Below are 20,595 nucleotides of genomic sequence, written 5' to 3'. Positions count from 1 at the left end.
TTGTTTGCTTTGAGTTGATTAAACGACTATTTGTGCGCTTCAACGAAATATGTTGGTTCTTATAATTAAGTAGTTGTAACTTTAATATAGCAATAAGATTTGTTGTTTTATTCTTTATTACGAAAAATTTAAAACCTACAGCTTATGAAAAAAATTTTCCTCTCTACATTGTTGTTTGCGTTTTTAATTTCTGCAAATGCCCAAACACCAATACAAGAATTTAATTTTAACGGTTCACTTAATAATGTAAAAAAAGACGTTGCCTTTTCGGGTACGGTTTATTATGTTAAAGATAGAGCAGGAGTTGCCAATGGTGCAATACACGTTTGTAGCACTGTTTTAGAGACAACTATTCCTAATCTCCCAGTTTCTAATGCTGCTAGGACAGTTTCTGTTTGGGTTAAATATAAAGATGTTACGAAGGCTAATTATATTTGGGGGTATGGGAATACACTTAACGCGCAATATTTTGGTTTGTTGCAACAAAGTACGACCAACTCAAAATCAGATTTGAATCTTGCTGGTTGGGGGCCTACAAACGACGTTATTGTGACGACAGCTATAGCCTCTGATGTTTGGTATAACTATATTGTTACTTATGACGGACTTGTCTCCAAAATTTACAAAAATGGGGAACTGATAAAATCATCATTAGGCCCTAAAAAAAATACTTTTTCGTCAGCATTTTGGATGGGTAAAATAGGTTCAAATGTTAGTATTGATGCAGATATAGATGATTTAAAAATATTTGATATTGCTCTGACTACTGATGAAGTTGCAAGATTATATGCAAATAGTTTAATGCAGAATAGTAACTATGATAGTATTGCTGTCGCAAATGCAACTGAAAAAAAGGTGGTTTTGACAACTACTGCCAAAACGACTAAAACAGGCATCGAAAAATCAGATGTTGTTTTGTCTGTTCCTGAGGAAACATTGCCGGTTAAAACATCTGAAATCTATTCAGAAAAAGGATTGAAGGTTTATAGAACTGACAAGAATAAAATTGATATTAGTAATTTGCCTGAAGGGACTTATATGCTGAAAGTTACCAATTCACAGAATGGTAGTATGAATCAAAAGCTAACAGCAAATTAGTAGATTAAATTGTAAAGAAAAAGGGATGAAAAATCATCCCTTTTTTGTGTTGTATATGTTTTTTAATCAATAGAATTACTCTTCCATTGTGTGATAAACGTTCATAACGTCATCATCTTCTTCAAGTTTTTCAATCAATTTTTCTACATCGGCCACTTCGGCTTCGGATAATTTTTTTGTGATTTGTGGGATTCTTTCAAAACCAGAAGATAATATCTCAATTTTTCTGCTTTCCAGTTCTTTTTGAATTGTTCCAAAACTACCAAAAGGAGCATAAATTAAAATTCCGTCTTCGTCTTCAAAAACTTCCTCGGCACCAAAATCAATTAGTTCCAATTCTAATTCTTCCGGGTCAATACCGCCTTTTGGAATTCTGAAATTGCAAGTGTGGTCAAACATGAATTCTACAGAACCCTGAGTTCCCATCGTTCCATTGCATTTGTTGAAATAACTTCTAACGTTTGCAACCGTTCTGTTGTTATTGTCTGTAGCAGTCTCAATCAAAAGGGCAATTCCGTGAGGAGCATAACCTTCAAATAATACTTCTTTATAGTTTGCGGTGTCTTTTTCTGTTGCTTTTTTTATGGCGCGTTCAACATTTTCTTTAGGCATATTGGCAGCCTTGGCATTCTGAATTACAGCTCTTAATCTTGAATTGGCATCAGGATTTGGCCCACCTTCTTTTACCGCCATAACAATATCTTTACCAATTCTGGTAAATGCTTTGGCCATTGCCGACCAACGTTTCATTTTTCTACCTTTTCGAAACTCAAATGCTCTTCCCATTTCTTATTGTTTTTAGTGCTGCAAAAATACAGCTATTCCTTATTTTTCCAAAAGTCTATGGAAAAAATCTTTTGCAAAAAATAGTTCGTAATTAATTTATTTTATTTTTGTTTCAATACTTTGTAATCTGCTATTATGGATATAGCTTCATTTAGATAATGATTAGATTTTAAGTTGTCAAGTTGTATTTTGTTGTACTCGATAAGCGAAGGAAACATTGTTAGCAAAGTTTTGTTGTACTCTGAATTGGAAACGTTTAAGTTTAAATCATCTTCTTTGAAATTATTGATTTCTTCTGATAAATCATTGATTTTGGTTTGATTCGCAAAAACGTCATCCAATGTCATTGGGATTTCGAATTTTGATTTCTTTAAGATGGTGTCAATTTTTGTATTGAGTGCAATAATGGAATTAAAAAAAGGACTTTGCGCCACTCTTTCTCTACTTTTTTGAGCAAGAGATTCAATAAATTCATTGCTTACATATGGTGTGAATCGAATTTGGGTATTTAGACTTTCATTTTTTAAAGCTGTAGGGAAATCACTTTCTTTTTGATTCACATCCTGATAAATGGTAGGAATCTGAACATCGGGAATAACCCCTGTCGATTGATGGCTTTTTCCTGTGATTCTGTAAAATTTACTTATTGTCAGTTTTACAAAATGCTCTTCATCATCTTTTTCAAGAGGTACAATAGTTTGCATTGTCGCTTTTCCCAGAGAAGTGCTACCTATCAAAAGTGCTCTATTGTAATCCTGCATGATTGAAGCGCAAAATTCACTTGCTGAGGCAGAATTTCCGTTGATTATAATGACAATTGGCCCTTTGTAAATAACGCCTCTGTACGGGTCGTTTATTACTGATAATTGTCTTTTATTATCGGCAACTATAGATATTGGGCCGCTATCAATAAATAAACCAGCCAATTTTACAGCTTCTTCCATAGAACCGCCACCGTTGTCTGTCAAATCCAAAACCAGTCCTTTTATGTTGTCTTTCATTAATTTGATGGTTTCTTTGGCAACATCCTGAGCACAGCCTTTGTTGTTTCCGTCTTCAAAATTGGAATAGAAACTGGGTATTTTGATATACCCAACTTTGATTTCTTTGTCAACTATAAAGCTATATACTGTGTTTTCTTCATCTTTTAAAACCTGCTTTTCGATACTAACATTGAAACTTTTTCCTGAGTTTCGTTTGATTGTCAGGGTTATGTTTGTATTTAATTCAGAAGACATTAAAATTGCTATCGATTCAAGTGAGGAACAGGAAACTTCCAAAGTCTCCTTTTGGTTGGATACCGCAATGATTTGATCTCCTTTTTTGATTTTTCCTGTTTTGAAAGCAGGACCGTTGGGGTCGATTTCTTCTACGATAATTTCGTTTTTTTCATTAAGACTTACGTCTAATCCCAATGATAGTTTTTCTTTGGATAAAGTCGAAACAAAACTCGATTTGGTATCGTTGCTGAAATAATTGGTATGTGGGTCAAAATACCCGCAAAAAATATTGAAAATATTATCCTCAAATGATTTTTCATCTGAAAGCAGAAAATTGATTTTACAGAGTTCATTATTGATAATGTTCTTTTTGGATTCCAGACTCATTGAATCAAAATTGAGTTTTAAAGAGTCTAAATTTTTACTTCTTTCAGCTATCTCACTCAATATTTCAAATCGCACTTTTTTATTCATTGCTTTCTCGACATTGTTTTCTTTCAGCGTGAATTCAGTGTCGTTTTGCTTGAATCGAATAGTGTCTTTTATCTTGAAATTGATTGTTTCGTGATTGAGTTTTTCAAATATAGATTTGTTTCTCAATAATGATTTTCGGTATTCACTTTTTATATCTGTGATAAAAAAACAATTTTTTCTTAAAATGAGATCGTCTAGGTTAAGACGGTATTTTTTAGAAAGCGTATCCACTTGTGATTTTAGGAAAATAATTCTAGAGGGATCTAGTTTATTCATTAGTTCATCGAAAAGATAAACCGATAAACTGTCGTTTATCGGTTTTGGACTAAAATGCTCTCTTTGAAGTAAATTGTTTATTTTGAGTAAAACATCACAGCTTGCATCGCTATTTTGTGCAAATAGTGGTAATGCTGAAAACAGAAACACAAGTGTAATTTTTTTCATATAAACTTCTTATTTTCTTAATTAGTTACTAAGACTCTGTTACTCTAAGTTAAAAAATATATTTCTTTCTAGGTTATTATTTCCTTAGAAAAATTAGTAGGTTTTATTCTTAGGGTTTTGGGAACTTTAATCTTAGAAACTTTTTTTGTAAAAAGGAAGTTTTACCACTTTGGCAGGAACATCATTTTTTCTGATTCGGATATAAATATCGCTATCTATTGTGCTGTTTGCAGTTGTTACATAGCCCAGCCCAATTCCTTTATTCATAGAAGGCGACATAGTTCCAGAGGTCACAATTCCAATTACTGCCCCCGAACCGTCAACAATTTCGTAGTCGTGTCTTGGTACAGCTCTTTCCTGCATTTCAAAAGCCACTAATTTTTTGCTTACTCCTTCTTCTTTTTGCTTTTTCAGGCTAGTCGAATTGGTAAATTCCTTGTTGAATTTGGTAATCCACCCTAATCCTGCTTCAAGAGGAGAAGTTGTATCATTAATGTCATTGCCGTATAAGCAGAATCCCATTTCGAGACGCAAAGTGTCTCTTGCTGCCAAACCTATAGGTTTTATTCCAAAAGAAGCTCCAGCTTCAAATACTTTATTCCAAATAGCTTCTGCGTCAGAATTTTTGCAGTAAATTTCAAATCCTCCAGAACCTGTGTAACCTGTTGCAGAGATTATTACATTAGGAAAACCGGCAAAATCTGCAACTTCAAAATGATAATATGCAATCGCTGATAAATCTATAGATGATAATGACTGCATTGCTTCAACAGCTTTTGGTCCTTGAATGGCAAGTAAAGAATAGTCATCAGACAGGTTTTTCATTTCAACACCTAAATCATTGTGTGCCGAAATCCAATTCCAGTCTTTTTCGATATTTGAAGCATTTACAACCAGTAAATATTCTTCTTCTTTCATTTTATAAATGATTAAATCATCTACAATTCCGCCTTCATTATTTGGTAAACAAGAATATTGGGCTCTCCCGATTGTCAAAGTTGAAGCATCGTTCGAAGTTATTTTTTGAATCAAAGCCAAAGCATTTGGACCAGAAAGAAAAAATTCACCCATGTGAGACACATCAAAAACACCTACTGCATTCCGAACCGTTTCGTGTTCTGCATTTACGCCTTCGTAAGTAATAGGCATATTGTATCCAGCAAACGGTAGCATTTTTGCTCCCAAACCCTCATGTAAGTGCGTTAAAGCAGTATTTTTCATTTGTTCTTAATTATAAATATTTAAGGTGCTAATTTATAGCTTTTATTTGGCTTGACAAACCTTATAAACGCTGAAATTCATTTCAAAAGAATACTTCTCTGCAAAGCATTATTATTAATCGATAATAGGTAAACTTGGCACTTTAGTTATATCATTCATAAGGTCTGTATCAATTAGTTTTTGATTAAAAAATGATAAAAATTTTATTTTATATTGTTTAAAACAAAATATTTAAATTATTTTATATAAAGTATTTATTTAATATTTGATTGTTAAGGAGTTATATTTGGGTTGTATTTGGGTTTTTATTTAAATTTATACTTTCGGTAAAGTATTTTAAAATAGTATAATAATGAATATTATATTCTATAATTTATTTTTTTATAACAACGATTATAGATAAATTTGATAAAACTTCAGAAAAATGTAACTGTTTAATAATCTGTTTTGTCTGAGTTGAATTTATTATAAAAAACAAAGACGCAAAAAAATCAATTTTTTGCGTCTTTACTTTTTTACAGATAGAATCTAGAAATGTTTGCTAAGTTTTACCCGAAAAGTTGAATTTGGTCTATAAGGTTTATTTGTTGAGATTTTAGAAACTTTTTTTAAGTAACAATTTTGGTATTGCTTTTATTCAATCGGAATTCGGGAGGCATTGGCAGAAAGCCACATATCAAAATTTTGTAGTTCGGGGTTTAATTCTTTTGCAAAAATTTCATTTCTCGCATTGTTAAAATCATCATTGAAATCCCTTTTAAACTGAAACATGTTGCCTAAATCATCGGCACCCGGGAAACCAAAATTTCGATACGCTTCTGGGGTTACGCGATTAAAAAGTACTTTTTTGTTTAAGGCTTTAGATAGTTTTTCGGCCATTTCATCTCCACTGAGTTTTTCTCCGGCGATACCCACAGTTTTTCCAATAAGTTCGTTGCCTTTTTTGAAAACACCATAAGCACATTTACCAATGTCTTCGGCTGCTATTGCTGGCAATTTTTTATCATCCATCGGGAATGCAATATAATAGTTGCCGTCTTCTCCTTTTTGAGGCCCCATACCAAAATGTATAAAATTGTCCCAGTAAAAAGAAGTTCTTAAAAATGTGGTAGGCAACTCTGCTTCTCTAAAGTAGTGATCGGCTTCTCCCTTACCGTCAAAGTGAGGAACTTTGTATTTGCCGTGTAAGGTGGGCATTCTGTCATCGTCCAATCGCATCCAGTTTCTGGTGTCCTCAAGTGTTGACCAAATAATGTGTTTCAAATGGGATTCTCTTGCAGCTTCAATAAAGTTGTTTACTTCCTGCAATTCTTTGTCAACTGAGAAATGATCCCAAAAAAAAGTAACAAAATAAGCACCATAGGCACCTGTAATTGCATTTTTGATACTCTTAATATCGTCAATATTTGCTTCGACAACTTCGGCACCCAATTGCAAGAATGCTTTGGATTTATCAGAATTGGCATCTCGGGTTACAACTCTTACTGTAAATTCACTGTTTTTGTCAGTTAAAATTGCTCTGGCAAGTCCTCCGCCTTGTGCTCCTGTTGCACCAAAAACGGTGATTATCTTTTTGTTTTCCATTTTATATTTCAAGTTAAATTAATATTAATTACAAAATAAAAGGACTCATAAAGATAATGAAAAAATATGTAATTTATTGGTTTTTAGAATGTTGAATTTTGTGATTGTATTTATTTTTTTGAAAATATATTATGAACAACCCATGCAGGACCAATCAGTAAGAATTGAATGTCTTTTAGGAAAGAAGGTTTTTTGCCCTCAATTTTATGTCCGTAAAATTGTCCAATCCAAGCTATAACAAAGACGCTAAGGGAAAAAAACCAAAGTGTCAGCAATTGCCCGATGTAATAATTGATTGTTAAACATAAAATTGAAAAAACAGTTATTTTGGCAGCCATTGCAACAGAGAGCCGGAGGTAAAACAGCAACACGAAAATTAAAATTACGGCCGCCCAATTTTCTATTATTGGTTGGTTAAACCCTAGTAAATTATTCAAAAATCCACTTGGAATGCTCATTAACAACCCTACAATCGAAAAGAAAATTGCAGGTACACAGATATAATGTATGGCTTTGTTTTGTGGATTTTGATGACTTACAGCATATTCGTCAAACCATTGATTTAGTGTTTTCATATTTTTTTTAATCTAAAATATGAAATTTTTGTAGAACTCATTGTTTTAAAACATATAAGTTATATAGGATCTATGCATAAATTATGCTTAATCCCCAACTTTTGCTCCTGATCCCAGAAAAATTGATTTCTTCTTATTTAGATTATCCAATATTTTTGCTTAATCCCCAACTTTTGCTCTTGATCCACAAAAAAGCAACTAAACTGGCAACCATAAACAAAAAAGCCTCATAATCAATAGATTACAAGGCTTTTGTGAACGCAGAAGTATTAAGGCTAGTTATCATTCATTTACTTGTTAATAAACAACTTATGATAACTTTACGTCTTCCCGTTGGGAATGTTTATATTTGTTTATATAATGATTTTATAACGAATTATAACAAAAATGGCACCTAAAATGGCACCCGTTTTTTGCAGTTAAATTCCACATCTATGAAGTACACCTTTAAACTAAAAGAACCCAATTCCCAAAAAGAAACATTAATCTACTTTACTTGTTTCTTCAAAGACGAAGATAAAAAATTTATCTATTCAACTGGCGAAAAAATCCACCCTAAAAACTGGGATGCACAAAACAAATTCCCTTTTCTGAATGGAAAGAACAAAGCCGAATTTGTGGAATCAATCAAAATCCAATTAAATAGGTATTCCGATTTGATGCAAAAAACGGAAACCGAACGCAAAAAGATAAATGAGCCTTTCACAGCAGACACCCTCAAAAAGGTATTTGATGAAGAATTTAAAAGAACCCCGAAAGGAAAGAACGTATTTTTTGAGGCCTATGATACTTTTTTCAATGAGAAAGCAGGCAAACTTGAATGGACTGCTGGAACCAAAACAAGGTACCAGAATATAAAAAATATTCTCGAAAGGTTTGAGATTGCTAAAAATTACCCTCTTACATTCAATCGCATTGACGAGAAGTTTCATGCTGAATTTACAGATTATTCCCTAAATACCTTAAAGCACGTAAATAACACCTATTTGAGAAATGTTGTTTTCTTCAAAACCTTCATGAATTGGGCTATTGATAGGAAATATACCTATAACGAAAAGTTTAAGAAATTCAATAAAAATGAAAGTGGAAAAGACATAATTAAGGAAACCGCTACCAGTCAAATTGCTTTGACTATTGATGACTTAAACAAAATAATGAACCACACTTTCAAGTCAAAAAGTTTGGAGCGTGTGCGGGATGTTTTTGTGTTTGCTTGCGTTACCGGAATGAGATTTGGCGAACTCTCACTTATTTCAAAAAGCAATGTGACTGATACGCATATTGTATTGAAAGAAGAAAAAGGCGTTTTCAAAGAGCCCCGTAATATCCCATTAACCACACTATCAAAATATATTTTAACCAAGTACGATTACGAATTACCGTTAATTGCCAATCAAAAACAAAATCAATATTTGAAAAAAGCATTTGAGGAAATGGAATTTTCAAACAAAATAGAAAAAACAACCAATCGAGGTCGAGAAATAGAACGTTCTGAGGACTTTATCTATAACAGAATCACAACGCACACCGCCAGGAGAACCTTCATCACAATGATGAAAAGGAAAGGAGTTTCTGACAAATTAATTGCAAGAGCCACAGGACATAAGGACATGGCCACCTTAAATAAATATTACCAAGTGGATGATGAACAAACCAAAGAGGCAATGGATGATGTTTTTAGTATCGAAATTCCTTTAAAGAAAATAAATTAAAATAAATAAATAATTGTCCACAAGAAAGGCAAGAATGATTTGGCGCGTAAACGGTTATCATCAAAACATAATTTAAGTATTATATAAAAAATATTTATGGAAAACAACCAACCAAAAACCAAAGATTTTGAATTAATTGATATTGACAATAGAGATGAAAATTATTCTAATGAAGATATTTTTTATGGTCTAGTATGGTGTCTTGGGGGGTTCAATGGTGGGATAAATTTTAAAGATGAAAAAAATTTTTATGATGGAGAGGAAGTTACTGTACTCCAAAGAATTCAATGTTTATGCTACATTATAAGTTATATAACGGATATAGATTTTTTGAAACAAGCTCTTAGTTTTTTAAAAATGATTGGTTTGATTCATGAAAAGGATATAGACTTAGAAAAATATTTAATTAGTGCATATTCTCAGGGTTTCTATTCTGAAACTGATACAGTAAAAATAATGGCAATTTTTTACTCTTTGACTTCAAGGCACAATTTAAATAGCAAAACTCTAAGATTTCCAAAATCTGAAGCTCCAAAAGCATTAGAAATAAAGATAAAAAATAGAGTAATTGAGCATAATTTAACTGAAGTAGAAAGCTCTATACGAAGAAATAACTTGCTACAATTTGAAGATGTTATTTCAAAAGAGTCGATAATTGAGCAGAAAAAATCAATTGATAAATGGCTTAGGGCTTTGTTAAAATTTACTTTATTTAAAAATACAAATTTTTTAGATCTTGAAATAAATTATTTAGAAAAAATTAGTAATCATTTGATAGAGCCTGAAAAACTTAATAATGATTCGGATCAAACGTTTAGCATAATGGAGTGGGCAACTATCTTTTATTATGCAGACGAAACAGAATCACTTTCGGATGGAAAAACAAAAAAGGAAAGAATGAATTCATTTTTAGAGGATAATAACATTAATACGACTGTTAAAAGCTTTAAAAATAAATACCATATTGCAACGAAGAGAATAAATAATGTAAATGATTACCCTATAAAAAAACTTAAATTAATTATTCCATTTATGAAATCCAAATATTCTAAATCAATTACTAAAATTGAAAATGATATAGATTTTTTAACAAACGAACTATCTGATTAAGCGCCTCTTATTAAATATTTATGAGGCGCAACCATTACGCAACCAGTTACTGTTTGATTTAATAAGTCCATTGTTTAACCAAAAAAGAAACTATGGACTTTCAAGAACAATCGTTATTTAATACGTTACTATCCAAATTTGAGCCTATTGCTAAAAGATGGATGAAAGAGGTACTAATAGAACTAACCCATGAAACAAAACCCGAAAACATAAGGCATTCCGTAAAGGTAACGGCCAAGAGGAATAGCCTTTCAGAAGGAACTATTAGGAATTACATAAAAAGGGGAATTATTGATGCCGAAAAAATTGGGCGGAGAATCCTTATTGACGAATCCCAATTCGAAAAAGGACTTTCAGAAGTGAAATCTTTAAAATATAAAAGATAAAAGGCCATGGAAATTATTACCCCCCACGGCCTTGAAATTAATTTGTCAATTCAAGAGGACAAAAATACAAAAAGTAAAGTCCAAAAGAAAACAATATTTCACTATTTAAAGGTTCACAGTGTCACTACTTCAATGGTGACTGATGCTACTGCAGTATCTATATGCAGATACAAAAAAGATTTAGTAAAGCAAGGTTTGCTTTTTGAAGTCGAAAAGAAGATTTGCAAGTTAACAGGCTTCAAAGCTTGGTATTTAACCACAAACTCCGATTTGTTTCCACAGTTTAATCATAAAAAATTAGGCAATGGATAAGAAAATCGAAAAAGGGAGTTCCGATGTAATGAGTGCCTGGCAATTGGAGTTTACAAATAGAATCCAATTAGAGAGCAAAAGCCGAAAAGAACAATTTACTTTTCGCGATGCGTGTAATAGACCATCATTTCACACCAAGCGGGATAAAACATTTTTATCTGCTGTTGATTTTTTGGATAGCAATCCGTTACGAAATAATGACTACGTAAAATATGTTTCTTACTACAATATCACTGGCAAAAAATTAAATGCAAAATATTTTCGAAACGACCTTATCAAATTAGAAAATTATTATATAAAGGTTGATGAGGCAAAAGCAAAAGGAGAAACTTATTGTCCATTTAGTGTGAAAGCGTACGAAAGATATGTTTTGTATATGGTTTTGAAGTTTAACGGGGAATATACCAGCGATTTAGACGAAGCGTTTGGTGTAAATATAGTGGGTCATAGAGAATATAACCCGCTAACAAATATACCGTCTGTATTACGTGGGGAATTGCCTTTTGAAATAAAGGAGTATGATATTTATCGGGCATTCTATACATTTCTTTGTTTAGAATTAAGAATTGAACCGGACTCAGACATTTACGCCATTATTTCTAAAAAAACTTTAGCTTATTTACTTAATGCAAACCATACAGGAACAGAAAGTAGGGAATCTATATTGAAAAAATTAAAGCCTATTTTTGGAGAAAACGCTGAAAAGGTTTGTACACTGGAACGATTTAATGAAAAAGGAAAGCTTTTTAATGACCTTATAAAGTACGAAAAGGAATATATTGAAAGATGTGCAATCGAAAATAAATTAGTTGATTACGTGCGCTTACATGATGCTATTGTAGTTCGTAAAGATGCCGTGTTTCATAATACAGAGTTTGATATTGTAAAATTTTCGATAAAAGAATGTGTTAAGCCAGCGATTGAAAATGAAATCAAAAAATTTTACACCATTGACCAAAACGGTAAGGTTTATACTTCTCCTTCGTTGTATGCCAATTTTTTTATTCAAGAAAAGTTTTTGAGAATTTCGACACCAGATGACATACCACTTTTGTTGAGAGATACTAATAATGTTGTTATTTTTTTCCATCATAATACCAATACGGTTTCGTTTTTGAAAGAAAATATCAACGAGTTTGGGGTTTTATATGATACAGTTGCAGACACTATAGCACGGGATTTTTTGTACAAGATTAAACAAGGTTTTTTATTAATTCCACCTGTAGAATTGATTTACTATCAAGATACGAAAAATTCTTTCGGACTACCTTTTAAAAATGGTTTTTTCTATTTTGATAGCTTCCTCGATATTGAACCGAAAAGAAAAAATTACACTGAAGTAAAAGGTTTTTTTTCGCCTCACGACATCCAGAGCCGCGAATTTCAGTATACCAATGAGGTCGGAATGTTTGAGCATTTTGTAACAAGGGTAGCGATAGGACAAAAAGAAGCGGTTATACAAGACCAAAAAAACATTGTGGAGAGTTTTTGTACCATGATTGGCTTTATGTGCCACAACTATAAGAATATGACCAAAAATCCTTGTCCCGTCCTTTCTGATATGTTTGCAGATGATGAAGCAAGAAATGGACGACGAGGAAAAACTTTGCTCTTAAAAGGCATACAAGAGGTTCAAATGGCTCTGATTAAGGGTGGCAAAGAGTTTGATAGCGGATATACTTTTGTATTTAATGACCTTGATAAAAAACACAATGTTTATATCATAGATGACGTACCACCCGGATTTAAGTATGATGATTTATACACCGCTATTTCAGGCGATATTTCAGCGCAAAAAAAAGGATTGAAAGCCGAATCAATCAAGTTTAAAGATACACCAAAATTTGCGGTTACAACAAATTGGATTGTATCTTATGATGAGAAAAACGCTTCCACCAATTGGAGATTTATTGAATATAAGTTTACGAATTACTATAACATTGATCACACACCGAACATAGAATTTAATTGTACTTTTTTTGAAGAATGGGATTCCGAAGAATGGAACCGGTTTTATTCTTTCGTGTTCCGATGCGTTAGACTTTATTTGCAAAAGGGGATTATAAAAACAGATTACAACAAGACAAATGATAATTACAAAGCAAAATTTAGTAGTGATGCTATATTAGAGGAATTTGAAAGAATTATGTCAATTTTAATAGAAAATGACAGTTTTAAAGTTTCTGATTTTTTAAAGCTGTATAACGATCCTTCAAATTCTATGCGACATGAAAAAATATTTACAATTAAGAACACCAAAAAATTTATTGATGTGTGGATGGATAAATTTAATAGCGAAAGACATGAATTTGGTTTTGAATACATTCAAAGGTCAAGAAACTGGATTAAAAAACAGTAATCGCTACAGTTGTTACGAATTCGTTACACTTTTCGTTACGGTTTAAACTCTAATGATTATTGGGTTGTTACGGTTGTTACACTTTTTTATAATTAGTACGCGGGAGCATTAAAGAAATGTACCTAAAAAAAATCAAATTATATTACTGCTTGGTTTTATCCGTAACAACCGTAACATCATTTTAATTCAATAGTTTATGTGTAACAACAAGCGTAACACATTTGTAACCGTTACACGTAGAATCAGCCAATTATTGAAAATATAGATTACTCAGGCAAAACATGATTTGACAGAAATCTATTAGCAGCAATTAACAAGATGTGATAACCAAAATTGTTAACATATAAGGATCAAGCTAGAGAAATAAAATGATAACTAATTAAGAACAACTAAGTTATCTATTATTTGTATTCTATTTTTACTAAATATTATAAATCATGAAAAAAGAAACTATTCAAGAAGCTATCGGTAAATTCATTTACAACGAGCGTAAAAAACAAAAGTTAAGCTTAACTGCATTATCTATAAAAGTGTATAAAAACAAATGCTCGGCAACACGTATAGGAAATATAGAAAAAGGAAAAACAAAAAATTATTCCATAAATACTGTATTCGAAATATTTTATGCATTAAATTATGACTTGAGAGAAATTTTCAAGGAATAATCTAATAAACATCCTAAATGAATTTAATCGTATTGAATTTAAGCTGGTTATTTTTAACACAATGAAAATTAAACAAAAGTTGTTGGATTTTAAATTGAACTGTATTCCTATTTGAGTGTAGTTTAATTTTGATACAGTACCGCTTGAAATTCGGAAAACTTTTTTAGAGGTGTAAAGATGTTTTCTTATTGCTAGTTCAGGATCTCAAAGGCTTTTGTTAAAAATAACATCAAAATTAAGCAGTCAAAGATATTCTGTAAGGCAAAATTGAAATATTTTTCCATTAGAAACCCTTATAAAAAATAGTAAACATAACAAGTAAATAACTTTACACCTCTAAACTTTTTTTATATTAACGAAAAAGCTTATCGTAATAATTGTAAACCAGATCAGAATGATATCTATAGAAAACACATTAAATCCCGTCCACTACAGCGGGTCTTCGACTATTTTGGATTAGCATAATTTTCCAAATACAAAACCAACTTTCCATTAAGCCTATTACCCAAATCCGTTCTAATATCTATGTTACAATCTGTGTTTCTTCAGTTTACAAGTTTGTTGTGTCAAAATATTTTTTAGCAAAGTCAGAAATTCGTTGATGTCTGTCAGCTATTTCTATTTCAGTCCAAACAGTTTTTTCTCTAATTTCTGTATAGCTCGATAGAGCAGTATCTTGGAAAAGTTCGCTTTTCTTTTCAAAAGATTTATTACCAAATTTACTGTTTTGACTTTGTGTTAATAAAGCTAAATTACCTGCAAGCTGTAGAAAATTCTTTTTAAAATCTTCACTATATACTTCGTCAGTTGGATTTTGCGGTTTAATGTGTTCAATTGTGTATTTGTTGTAAAGTTCTTTGTCTAACAACGCACCTGAACGGTTTATTTGTCTTAAATGATTTTCATATTGCCATAATACAAAGCGAATTGTATTACGATCATAATGCCATTTTTCATTGTCAAAATAATTGATAATTATATTTTTGAATCTGTCTCCATCATTCCAATACCACTTAAAACCTGTTTCTGTTACGTTCTTGATGTCTTGATATAAGCTGTCAAGATTGTAAATGTCAGTTGGGTTAAAATAACGATTAGCATAATGTGGTAAATAATCTGTTCGATAGTCGCCCAATTTTAATTTGAAACAAAGAATTTCAAGTAGTTTTAAAATTCGCTTGAACGTATCGCCTGAAACTTCTCCTTTGTTGAATAATGTAAGTAAAACCAATTTCCAATTTGCTTCGTTGCCAACAAAAAACAAGTTTGTAATTTCAGAAATGTTTTTATTACTAACAATGCTTTTCGCACTATGTGTTAATTCTACAAAATTTTCAAAGAATGATTTTATCCATTTGATTTTATTTCCTTCTTGGTTTAGTTTATCTTTAATTGCTTCAATGTTACCGTTCATGTTAAAGAACAAATTGCAATAGTTGTCTAAAAGTTCGCTTTCTGTGAAATAACTTTCAACAGCTTCAATGTGACGATACGTTTGAGAAATTTCTCTTTGAATGTCGGCAATATCATTATTTGCTTGTACGTCATTTGTACTATGTATATGAATTTGGTGCATCAAATAAGCTTTGATAACCTCAAATCTTGATAATTCTTTTCCTCGGTTGTTTTGGTATTCAAAAACTTGTATAGCTTCTATTTTGTTTGTTATGTAGAAAGTACTTATGACTGCATTTTCTAAAGTCTGTTGAACTAAATACAAGCTGTCGCTGTCAAGTTTTGTTAATTCGGTTTCAAAAAAATTAAAGGCATCAATAATTCTTTTTTGAGAAATTGTTTCAGTATCGTCAATTGCAGAAACTAAATGCTTTTGGCTTACTTTTTTGAAAATGATTTGGTCGTCTTCAATTGTTCTGAAAATATCAGTTAAATATGTTTCTTTTATTCCGTCAATATTTATTCCGTGTTTTTCTTGATTTTTTGCAATTGCAGAAAGAAATAAAATTGTTGTTGTTAAGCGTTGTTGCCCATCAATAATGAAAAGTGTTTCGCCATCTTTTTCAAATAGAAAATTACCTAAATAATATCGTTTACTTTTTTGTTCTAAAAGGTCTTCAAGAAATTGCGAACATTGTTTGCTTTCCCAACTATATGCTCTTTGATAAGCCGGAATTCTAATATTTTCAGACGCTTCAAAAAGTGATTTTATATTTTCTGCAGTTTTGTATTCAATTTGTGATTCGATTTCCATTCAATTTTGTTTTTAGTAATATTATGTTTTTTTACAATACAGTTGATCATTTTTTTGTTGGACTTTTTGAATAAGAATTTGAAGTTAAACTTGAAAACACTTGAATGTTTTATTCCACATCATTTGCAATAAAAATTAGCCGTATCTTTTTTGTTTATGCATACTGTTTTCGGTTTTCCCGTTTCTGCAAAGTTAAAATGTCAACAAGCCAAACTGTGTCGTTGTTTTTAACAGTTACGTCCTTTTAACATAGCAGGTAACGTCCCGCCTTTACAGCGGGTTTGGAACTAAATTAAGTCCTTTCTTTGGATTTACCAAATCATCTCAAACACAAACTAATTTTACATAAAGCCAATTCCAAAAATCCGTTGTAGTAGCTAAGTCCTGTTGTTATTTTGTTTTACAAAACTTCAAAACTATTCTGGTAAATAAGCAATGTTTCCTTTTTTCTAAATCGGAAATTTTTATTTTGATAACTTGGTTGTTGCAATAATAGTTTATCGTTGAATTGCAACAAATTGAATTGCAAATGCTCAATATCAAAGCTGTCCAATTTTATTTCATAGCTGGAAATAAATCCAATTGCTTTTTGTTCTACATATATTCCAGGACTGCAATCTTTAATAATCTCAGTTTTATGGATATTGTACAATGGAAAAAGCAAAAGTTCTTGTTGTAAATCTTTAATATATAGCTTTTTGATTTTTTTGCCATCTATTAATATTTCGATTTGGTTTTTTGGAGAGTTTAATAAGCCCGTAATTTTACTGCCCGGTAAATGCTCAACTGATGGAATGGAATTTATTTTAAGATTATAATAGAAAAATGGATCCAATAAGGCTTCTGCTAATGGAACTTTCATTCTAGTTGCTACTTTTAAGCACTCGTTTAAATCTGCCTCACTGCACTCAAATTTTTTCAGTGTCCAACTTTCCCCATGATGATTAATTTTAAGGTTATGCATAAAACTATAGGTTGAAATAAAAAAAGCTTCATAAAAATTAAATACAATAGTACTGCTGTTTTAATGATGGACAAATTCCACAATGTGTCTAAGATTTTTTTAATTATTTTATTTTTCTAAAAAACTGATAATCCACTTTGATCTCCATCCAAACTTCGTCGATATTATAAATATCAAACCAAGTTAATTCATGACAATGATCATATAAATTATGAAAAGAATAACAATGATTGATTTCTGGAAAAGGAGCTTTATCATGATGTTCATTATGAGGTTCTTGATTGTATTCTATCTCACCTCTTTGCATATCCATAAAGTTGTTTACAGTTTCAAAAAAAGGATTTCCTTCAATTGAAGGTTCATATTTTTTGTAATGTTTCTCGTTCCAATAACTCAAAACAACAGTAATATTAAAATCATCAATCTCTTTATTAACAACCATCAAATTACTTTGCTTTTCAATTAATCTATATTGATAAAAAACTCGCTTTTCTTCTTGTTTAAGCTTTTCATTTAGTAGTACTATTTTCTCATTTACTTTTGGAGTAAATCTAAACTGACTTTCTATATTTTTGCATCTTTTATGGATTCTTCCTCCTTCTCTATATGTCCTTTCACTATTTGATTTTTGAATGGCTCTAATAAAATCTATCTCAAGTTCTTTATCTATTTTCATGTTGTTATTGTTATTATTTTAATAAAAACAAAGATATTTTTTGATAACGCCAAAGGATGACGTGAATGAAATTTGTTTTATTATCGTTTTGGAAAATAAAAAAACCACAATCTTATTAGGGATTGCTGTTTGACTTTTCAATTTTCAATCTCACTTCGACATAGATTATTAGCCTCTTTTGTGCCAACTCATTCCATCGGTAGTAGAATAAAAAAGCCCTTTTGAAGTGTTTGCCAATAATTCCTTTCCATTATCTGTTAAATCATAAAAGTCCCCACAAGAAGAACTGGAATATCGGGTATGCCAAGATCTTCCTGCTGTTGTTGAGTATTCAATTTGGGTACTTTTTTTTAGGGTTAATTCGAATTAATTCATCCCCAGTGTTAATCATTTGTGACATAAATGTAAATTTAAATAATGCTTACTCTAGTTTGGTTTTCAGCTTCGCCAGATAACAAAATTACTCGACTGCTAAGACAAAATATGACAGACAAATATTTTATTAAAACAGATTTTTATTTGAATTTTCGCAATCCCAAATTAATTAGCCCAAAATAGAATACTCGATTTGTACTTCGGTATTGTTAACTGAATTATCAAATTGAATGTTTTTATTCTTTCTATTTGAAATTTTCAAAAGTTTTAGTTTTTTATTTATAACTATTTTTTCTATTTTATTATCAGATACATTTAGTTCTTCTAGTTTCTCATTTAAGGTTATTGTTTTTAAGTCATTAAATGCTACATCAAGGATTTTTAAATTTTCAGTTAATTCCATTTTACTTAAATTATTGCCAAAACAGATAAGTTTTTTTAAATTTTTATTGAGTTTTAAACTTGAAATATTATTATCAAAACAATTTAATTCCTCTAAATTCTCGTTGAGTTCTAGCTCTCTTAAATTGTTAACTCCACAATGGAGTCTTTTCAGATTTTTACTGAGTTTTAAATTTGAAATCGCATTAACAGAACAATCTAATTCCTTTAAATTTTCGTTCATATCAAGATCTCTTATTTTATTAAATCCACAATCAAGCTTTTTTAAATTATTATTGAGTCTTAAATTTGAAATATTATTATCAAAACAATTTAATTCCTCTAAATTCTCGTTGAGTTCTAGCTCTTTTATTTTGTTAATTTCACAATTGAGCTTTTTTAAATTATTATTGAGTTTTAAACTTGAAATCATATTATGAGAACAATCCAATTCCTCTAAATTTTCGTTTAACTCCAGTTTTCTTAATTTACTATCATGACATTTGAGTTTTTTTAGGTTTGTGTTGAGTTTTAAACTTGAAATTTTAGTAAAATCACATTCTAATTCTTCTAATTTTTCGTTTAACTCTAGTTTACGTAAATTGGTATCACTACAATTAAGTTTTTTAAGATTTTTATTAAGCTTTAAACCTGAAATTTTAGTATTATTAATTTTCAATTCTTCTAAATTTTCATTTAACTCCAGCTTGCTAAAATGACAACTAATACAGTTGAATTTCTTGATGTTTTCATTCAATTTCAAAGTAGAACCCTCAATAATATAACATTCTAATTCTTCTAATTTTTCGTTGAGATTTAAAGACTGAATATCAATTCTTAACAATGATAAAGACTTCAAATTTTCATTCAATTCAATATCAATATTACTTAATTGGTTCAAATGTCCATTACTCAGTTTTAATTTTTTTAAATTGCTATTGCATTTTATGGCCGTTATAATATTTGATTGGTCAATACTTAGATCTAATTTTTCTAAATTCGGAGCCAATATAATTTTCTTATTATTCGAAATAAAATATCCTTCTTCCATAATTATTAATCAAAGACATTTTGTATGACTCTTGAAATTGGGTTTATTTCTTGCTGAATGTATTTAATTATATATTCCGCTTCCGTTTTGATGGTTCCGTGTTCGCCATGGGTAACAATTCCATTTCCTGTAATTTTTAACTGAATGATTCCATTGTTCAATTTTTTCATTTCAATTTTTTCGGCTTCCAAAACATGCGTGTTTGTAGATGGTTCTAGAATTAATGTTTCTTTTTTCATGATTATTAAGTTTTAAGATTAAGTTTCAATGGTTAAAAGTCTAAAATACTGTTCTGCGGTTAATGGAATGATTTTTCCTTTGGGAATAATTTCTTGATTCAGTTCAACCAACATTATATCTCCTTGTCTTTTCAATTCTTTTATATGTGGAATCACATTTTCATGGAAACGAAAAGTACTGGCAATTGCCTCCAGAGGTTGATCTTTATAAGAGTCTTCAATCCAAATCCAATGTTCTTTATTGGTAGAAGTACACCAACATTTTACAGCGTATGCAAAGTTTTCTTGGTTATCAAACTCTGATCCTATAACTAGTCTTGAACAGTCAATTTGATAGGTCTCATAAACAGCATGGTAGTTTTTGTTAGGAAGTGTATTTCCTTGCTTGTCAAAACATTTTCGGTTTACTTCTATGCCATCTGTTTTGATTCTTGTGGCTCCCAAATTTTGAATCAAATCTGAAATATCAATAGCATTAAAGACCATTCTTCTGAAATTTTCATCTTCAATTTCAAAAGCTTCTTTATAAGTAAAAGGAACTGTTTTTTCATAATTTTCCAGAAAGTAATTGTAAATCGGTTTCAGTAATTCTATGTTATCATAAATGGAAAGATAGCGGTCTATAAATCTAGGTTTGTTGGTATAAATCCCTTTCAAAAGGCGCAAGGCATTTTTATTTCCAATGGATTTTATTTTATCTGAAGACACTTGATACGTTAGGTCATGTAAGATGCTAATTTCTATTTTCATTGTT

18 protein-coding genes are annotated in these 20,595 nt (G+C 30.7%); 7 read left to right on the top strand and 11 right to left on the bottom strand.

Annotated elements, in window-relative coordinates:
* Positions 1–144: 144 nt before the first annotated feature.
* On the top strand, positions 145–1,098 hold the full coding sequence (locus EM308_RS13850; protein ID WP_035636534.1) for a LamG domain-containing protein: 954 nt from the start codon (positions 145–147) through the stop codon (positions 1,096–1,098).
* Between the two features lie 75 nt (positions 1,099–1,173).
* On the opposite strand, the gene EM308_RS13845 is transcribed toward EM308_RS13850, so the two are convergent.
* The 5 genes from EM308_RS13845 to EM308_RS13825 all read right to left on the bottom strand — a co-directional run bounded on the left by EM308_RS13845 (position 1,174) and on the right by EM308_RS13825 (position 7,402).
* Complete coding sequence (locus EM308_RS13845) at positions 1,174–1,884, bottom strand: YebC/PmpR family DNA-binding transcriptional regulator (protein ID WP_035636535.1); 711 nt, start codon at positions 1,882–1,884, stop codon at positions 1,174–1,176.
* Between the two features lie 101 nt (positions 1,885–1,985).
* Positions 1,986–4,022, bottom strand: a complete 2,037-nt coding sequence (locus EM308_RS13840) for a S41 family peptidase (RefSeq protein WP_035636538.1) — start codon at positions 4,020–4,022, stop codon at positions 1,986–1,988.
* Positions 4,023–4,154: 132 nt separating this feature from the next.
* On the bottom strand, positions 4,155–5,243 hold the full coding sequence (gene gcvT / locus EM308_RS13835) for a glycine cleavage system aminomethyltransferase GcvT (protein WP_035636541.1): 1,089 nt from the start codon (positions 5,241–5,243) through the stop codon (positions 4,155–4,157).
* 633 nt (positions 5,244–5,876) lie between these two features.
* Entirely contained in the window at positions 5,877–6,827 is a 951-nt protein-coding gene (locus tag EM308_RS13830) for an NmrA/HSCARG family protein (RefSeq protein ID WP_035632907.1), read from the bottom strand.
* 110 nt (positions 6,828–6,937) lie between these two features.
* Positions 6,938–7,402 (bottom strand): Mpo1 family 2-hydroxy fatty acid dioxygenase, encoded by a 465-nt coding sequence (locus EM308_RS13825; protein WP_035632910.1) that lies wholly within the window; start codon positions 7,400–7,402, stop codon positions 6,938–6,940.
* A gap of 434 nt (positions 7,403–7,836) precedes the next feature.
* On the opposite strand from EM308_RS13825, the gene EM308_RS13820 reads away from it, so the two are divergent.
* The 6 genes from EM308_RS13820 (at position 7,837) to EM308_RS13795 (ending at position 13,946) form a co-directional block, all read left to right on the top strand.
* On the top strand, positions 7,837–9,114 hold the full coding sequence (locus EM308_RS13820; RefSeq protein ID WP_035632913.1) for a tyrosine-type recombinase/integrase: 1,278 nt from the start codon (positions 7,837–7,839) through the stop codon (positions 9,112–9,114).
* Positions 9,115–9,210: 96 nt separating this feature from the next.
* Complete coding sequence (locus EM308_RS13815) at positions 9,211–10,224, top strand: hypothetical protein (RefSeq protein WP_035632915.1); 1,014 nt, start codon at positions 9,211–9,213, stop codon at positions 10,222–10,224.
* 92 nt (positions 10,225–10,316) lie between these two features.
* Entirely contained in the window at positions 10,317–10,610 is a 294-nt protein-coding gene (locus EM308_RS13810) for a helix-turn-helix domain-containing protein (protein WP_035632917.1), read from the top strand.
* A 6-nt stretch (positions 10,611–10,616) separates the two neighbouring features.
* The gene (locus EM308_RS13805; protein ID WP_070261866.1) at positions 10,617–10,922 is read left to right on the top strand and encodes a hypothetical protein; all 306 of its coding nucleotides are present in this window, start codon (positions 10,617–10,619) and stop codon (positions 10,920–10,922) included.
* Positions 10,915–13,281, top strand: a complete 2,367-nt coding sequence (locus EM308_RS13800; protein WP_035632919.1) for a hypothetical protein — start codon at positions 10,915–10,917, stop codon at positions 13,279–13,281. Before EM308_RS13805 ends, EM308_RS13800 begins: the two co-directional genes overlap by 8 nt.
* Positions 13,282–13,718: 437 nt before the next feature.
* Complete coding sequence (locus EM308_RS13795; RefSeq protein WP_035632920.1) at positions 13,719–13,946, top strand: helix-turn-helix domain-containing protein; 228 nt, start codon at positions 13,719–13,721, stop codon at positions 13,944–13,946.
* A gap of 550 nt (positions 13,947–14,496) precedes the next feature.
* Here EM308_RS13795 and EM308_RS13790 read toward each other — a convergent pair.
* The 6 genes from EM308_RS13790 to EM308_RS13765 all read right to left on the bottom strand — a co-directional run bounded on the left by EM308_RS13790 (position 14,497) and on the right by EM308_RS13765 (position 20,591).
* A complete protein-coding gene (locus EM308_RS13790) occupies positions 14,497–16,155 on the bottom strand; it encodes a DUF262 domain-containing protein (protein WP_051877598.1) in 1,659 nt (552 codons plus the stop codon).
* Between the two features lie 400 nt (positions 16,156–16,555).
* On the bottom strand, positions 16,556–17,017 hold the full coding sequence (locus EM308_RS13785) for a hypothetical protein (protein ID WP_156101284.1): 462 nt from the start codon (positions 17,015–17,017) through the stop codon (positions 16,556–16,558).
* 205 nt (positions 17,018–17,222) lie between these two features.
* Positions 17,223–17,795: a hypothetical protein gene (locus tag EM308_RS13780; RefSeq protein ID WP_035632923.1), complete on the bottom strand. Its 573-nt coding sequence runs from the start codon at positions 17,793–17,795 to the stop codon at positions 17,223–17,225.
* A gap of 544 nt (positions 17,796–18,339) precedes the next feature.
* Positions 18,340–19,602 (bottom strand): hypothetical protein, encoded by a 1,263-nt coding sequence (locus tag EM308_RS13775; RefSeq protein WP_035632927.1) that lies wholly within the window; start codon positions 19,600–19,602, stop codon positions 18,340–18,342.
* A gap of 5 nt (positions 19,603–19,607) precedes the next feature.
* Positions 19,608–19,841 carry a hypothetical protein gene (locus EM308_RS13770; protein ID WP_035632930.1) on the bottom strand — a complete coding sequence of 78 codons (234 nt, stop codon included), beginning with the start codon at positions 19,839–19,841 and terminating at the stop codon, positions 19,608–19,610.
* An 18-nt stretch (positions 19,842–19,859) separates the two neighbouring features.
* Complete coding sequence (locus EM308_RS13765) at positions 19,860–20,591, bottom strand: hypothetical protein (RefSeq protein ID WP_035632932.1); 732 nt, start codon at positions 20,589–20,591, stop codon at positions 19,860–19,862.
* Positions 20,592–20,595: the final 4 nt, after the last annotated feature.

The organism is Flavobacterium gilvum (assembly GCF_001761465.1).
Classification (GTDB): Bacteria; Bacteroidota; Bacteroidia; order Flavobacteriales; family Flavobacteriaceae; genus Flavobacterium; species Flavobacterium gilvum.
Note: the sequence above shows the minus strand (reverse complement) of the source record. Positions and strands in the feature narration are given on the sequence as shown.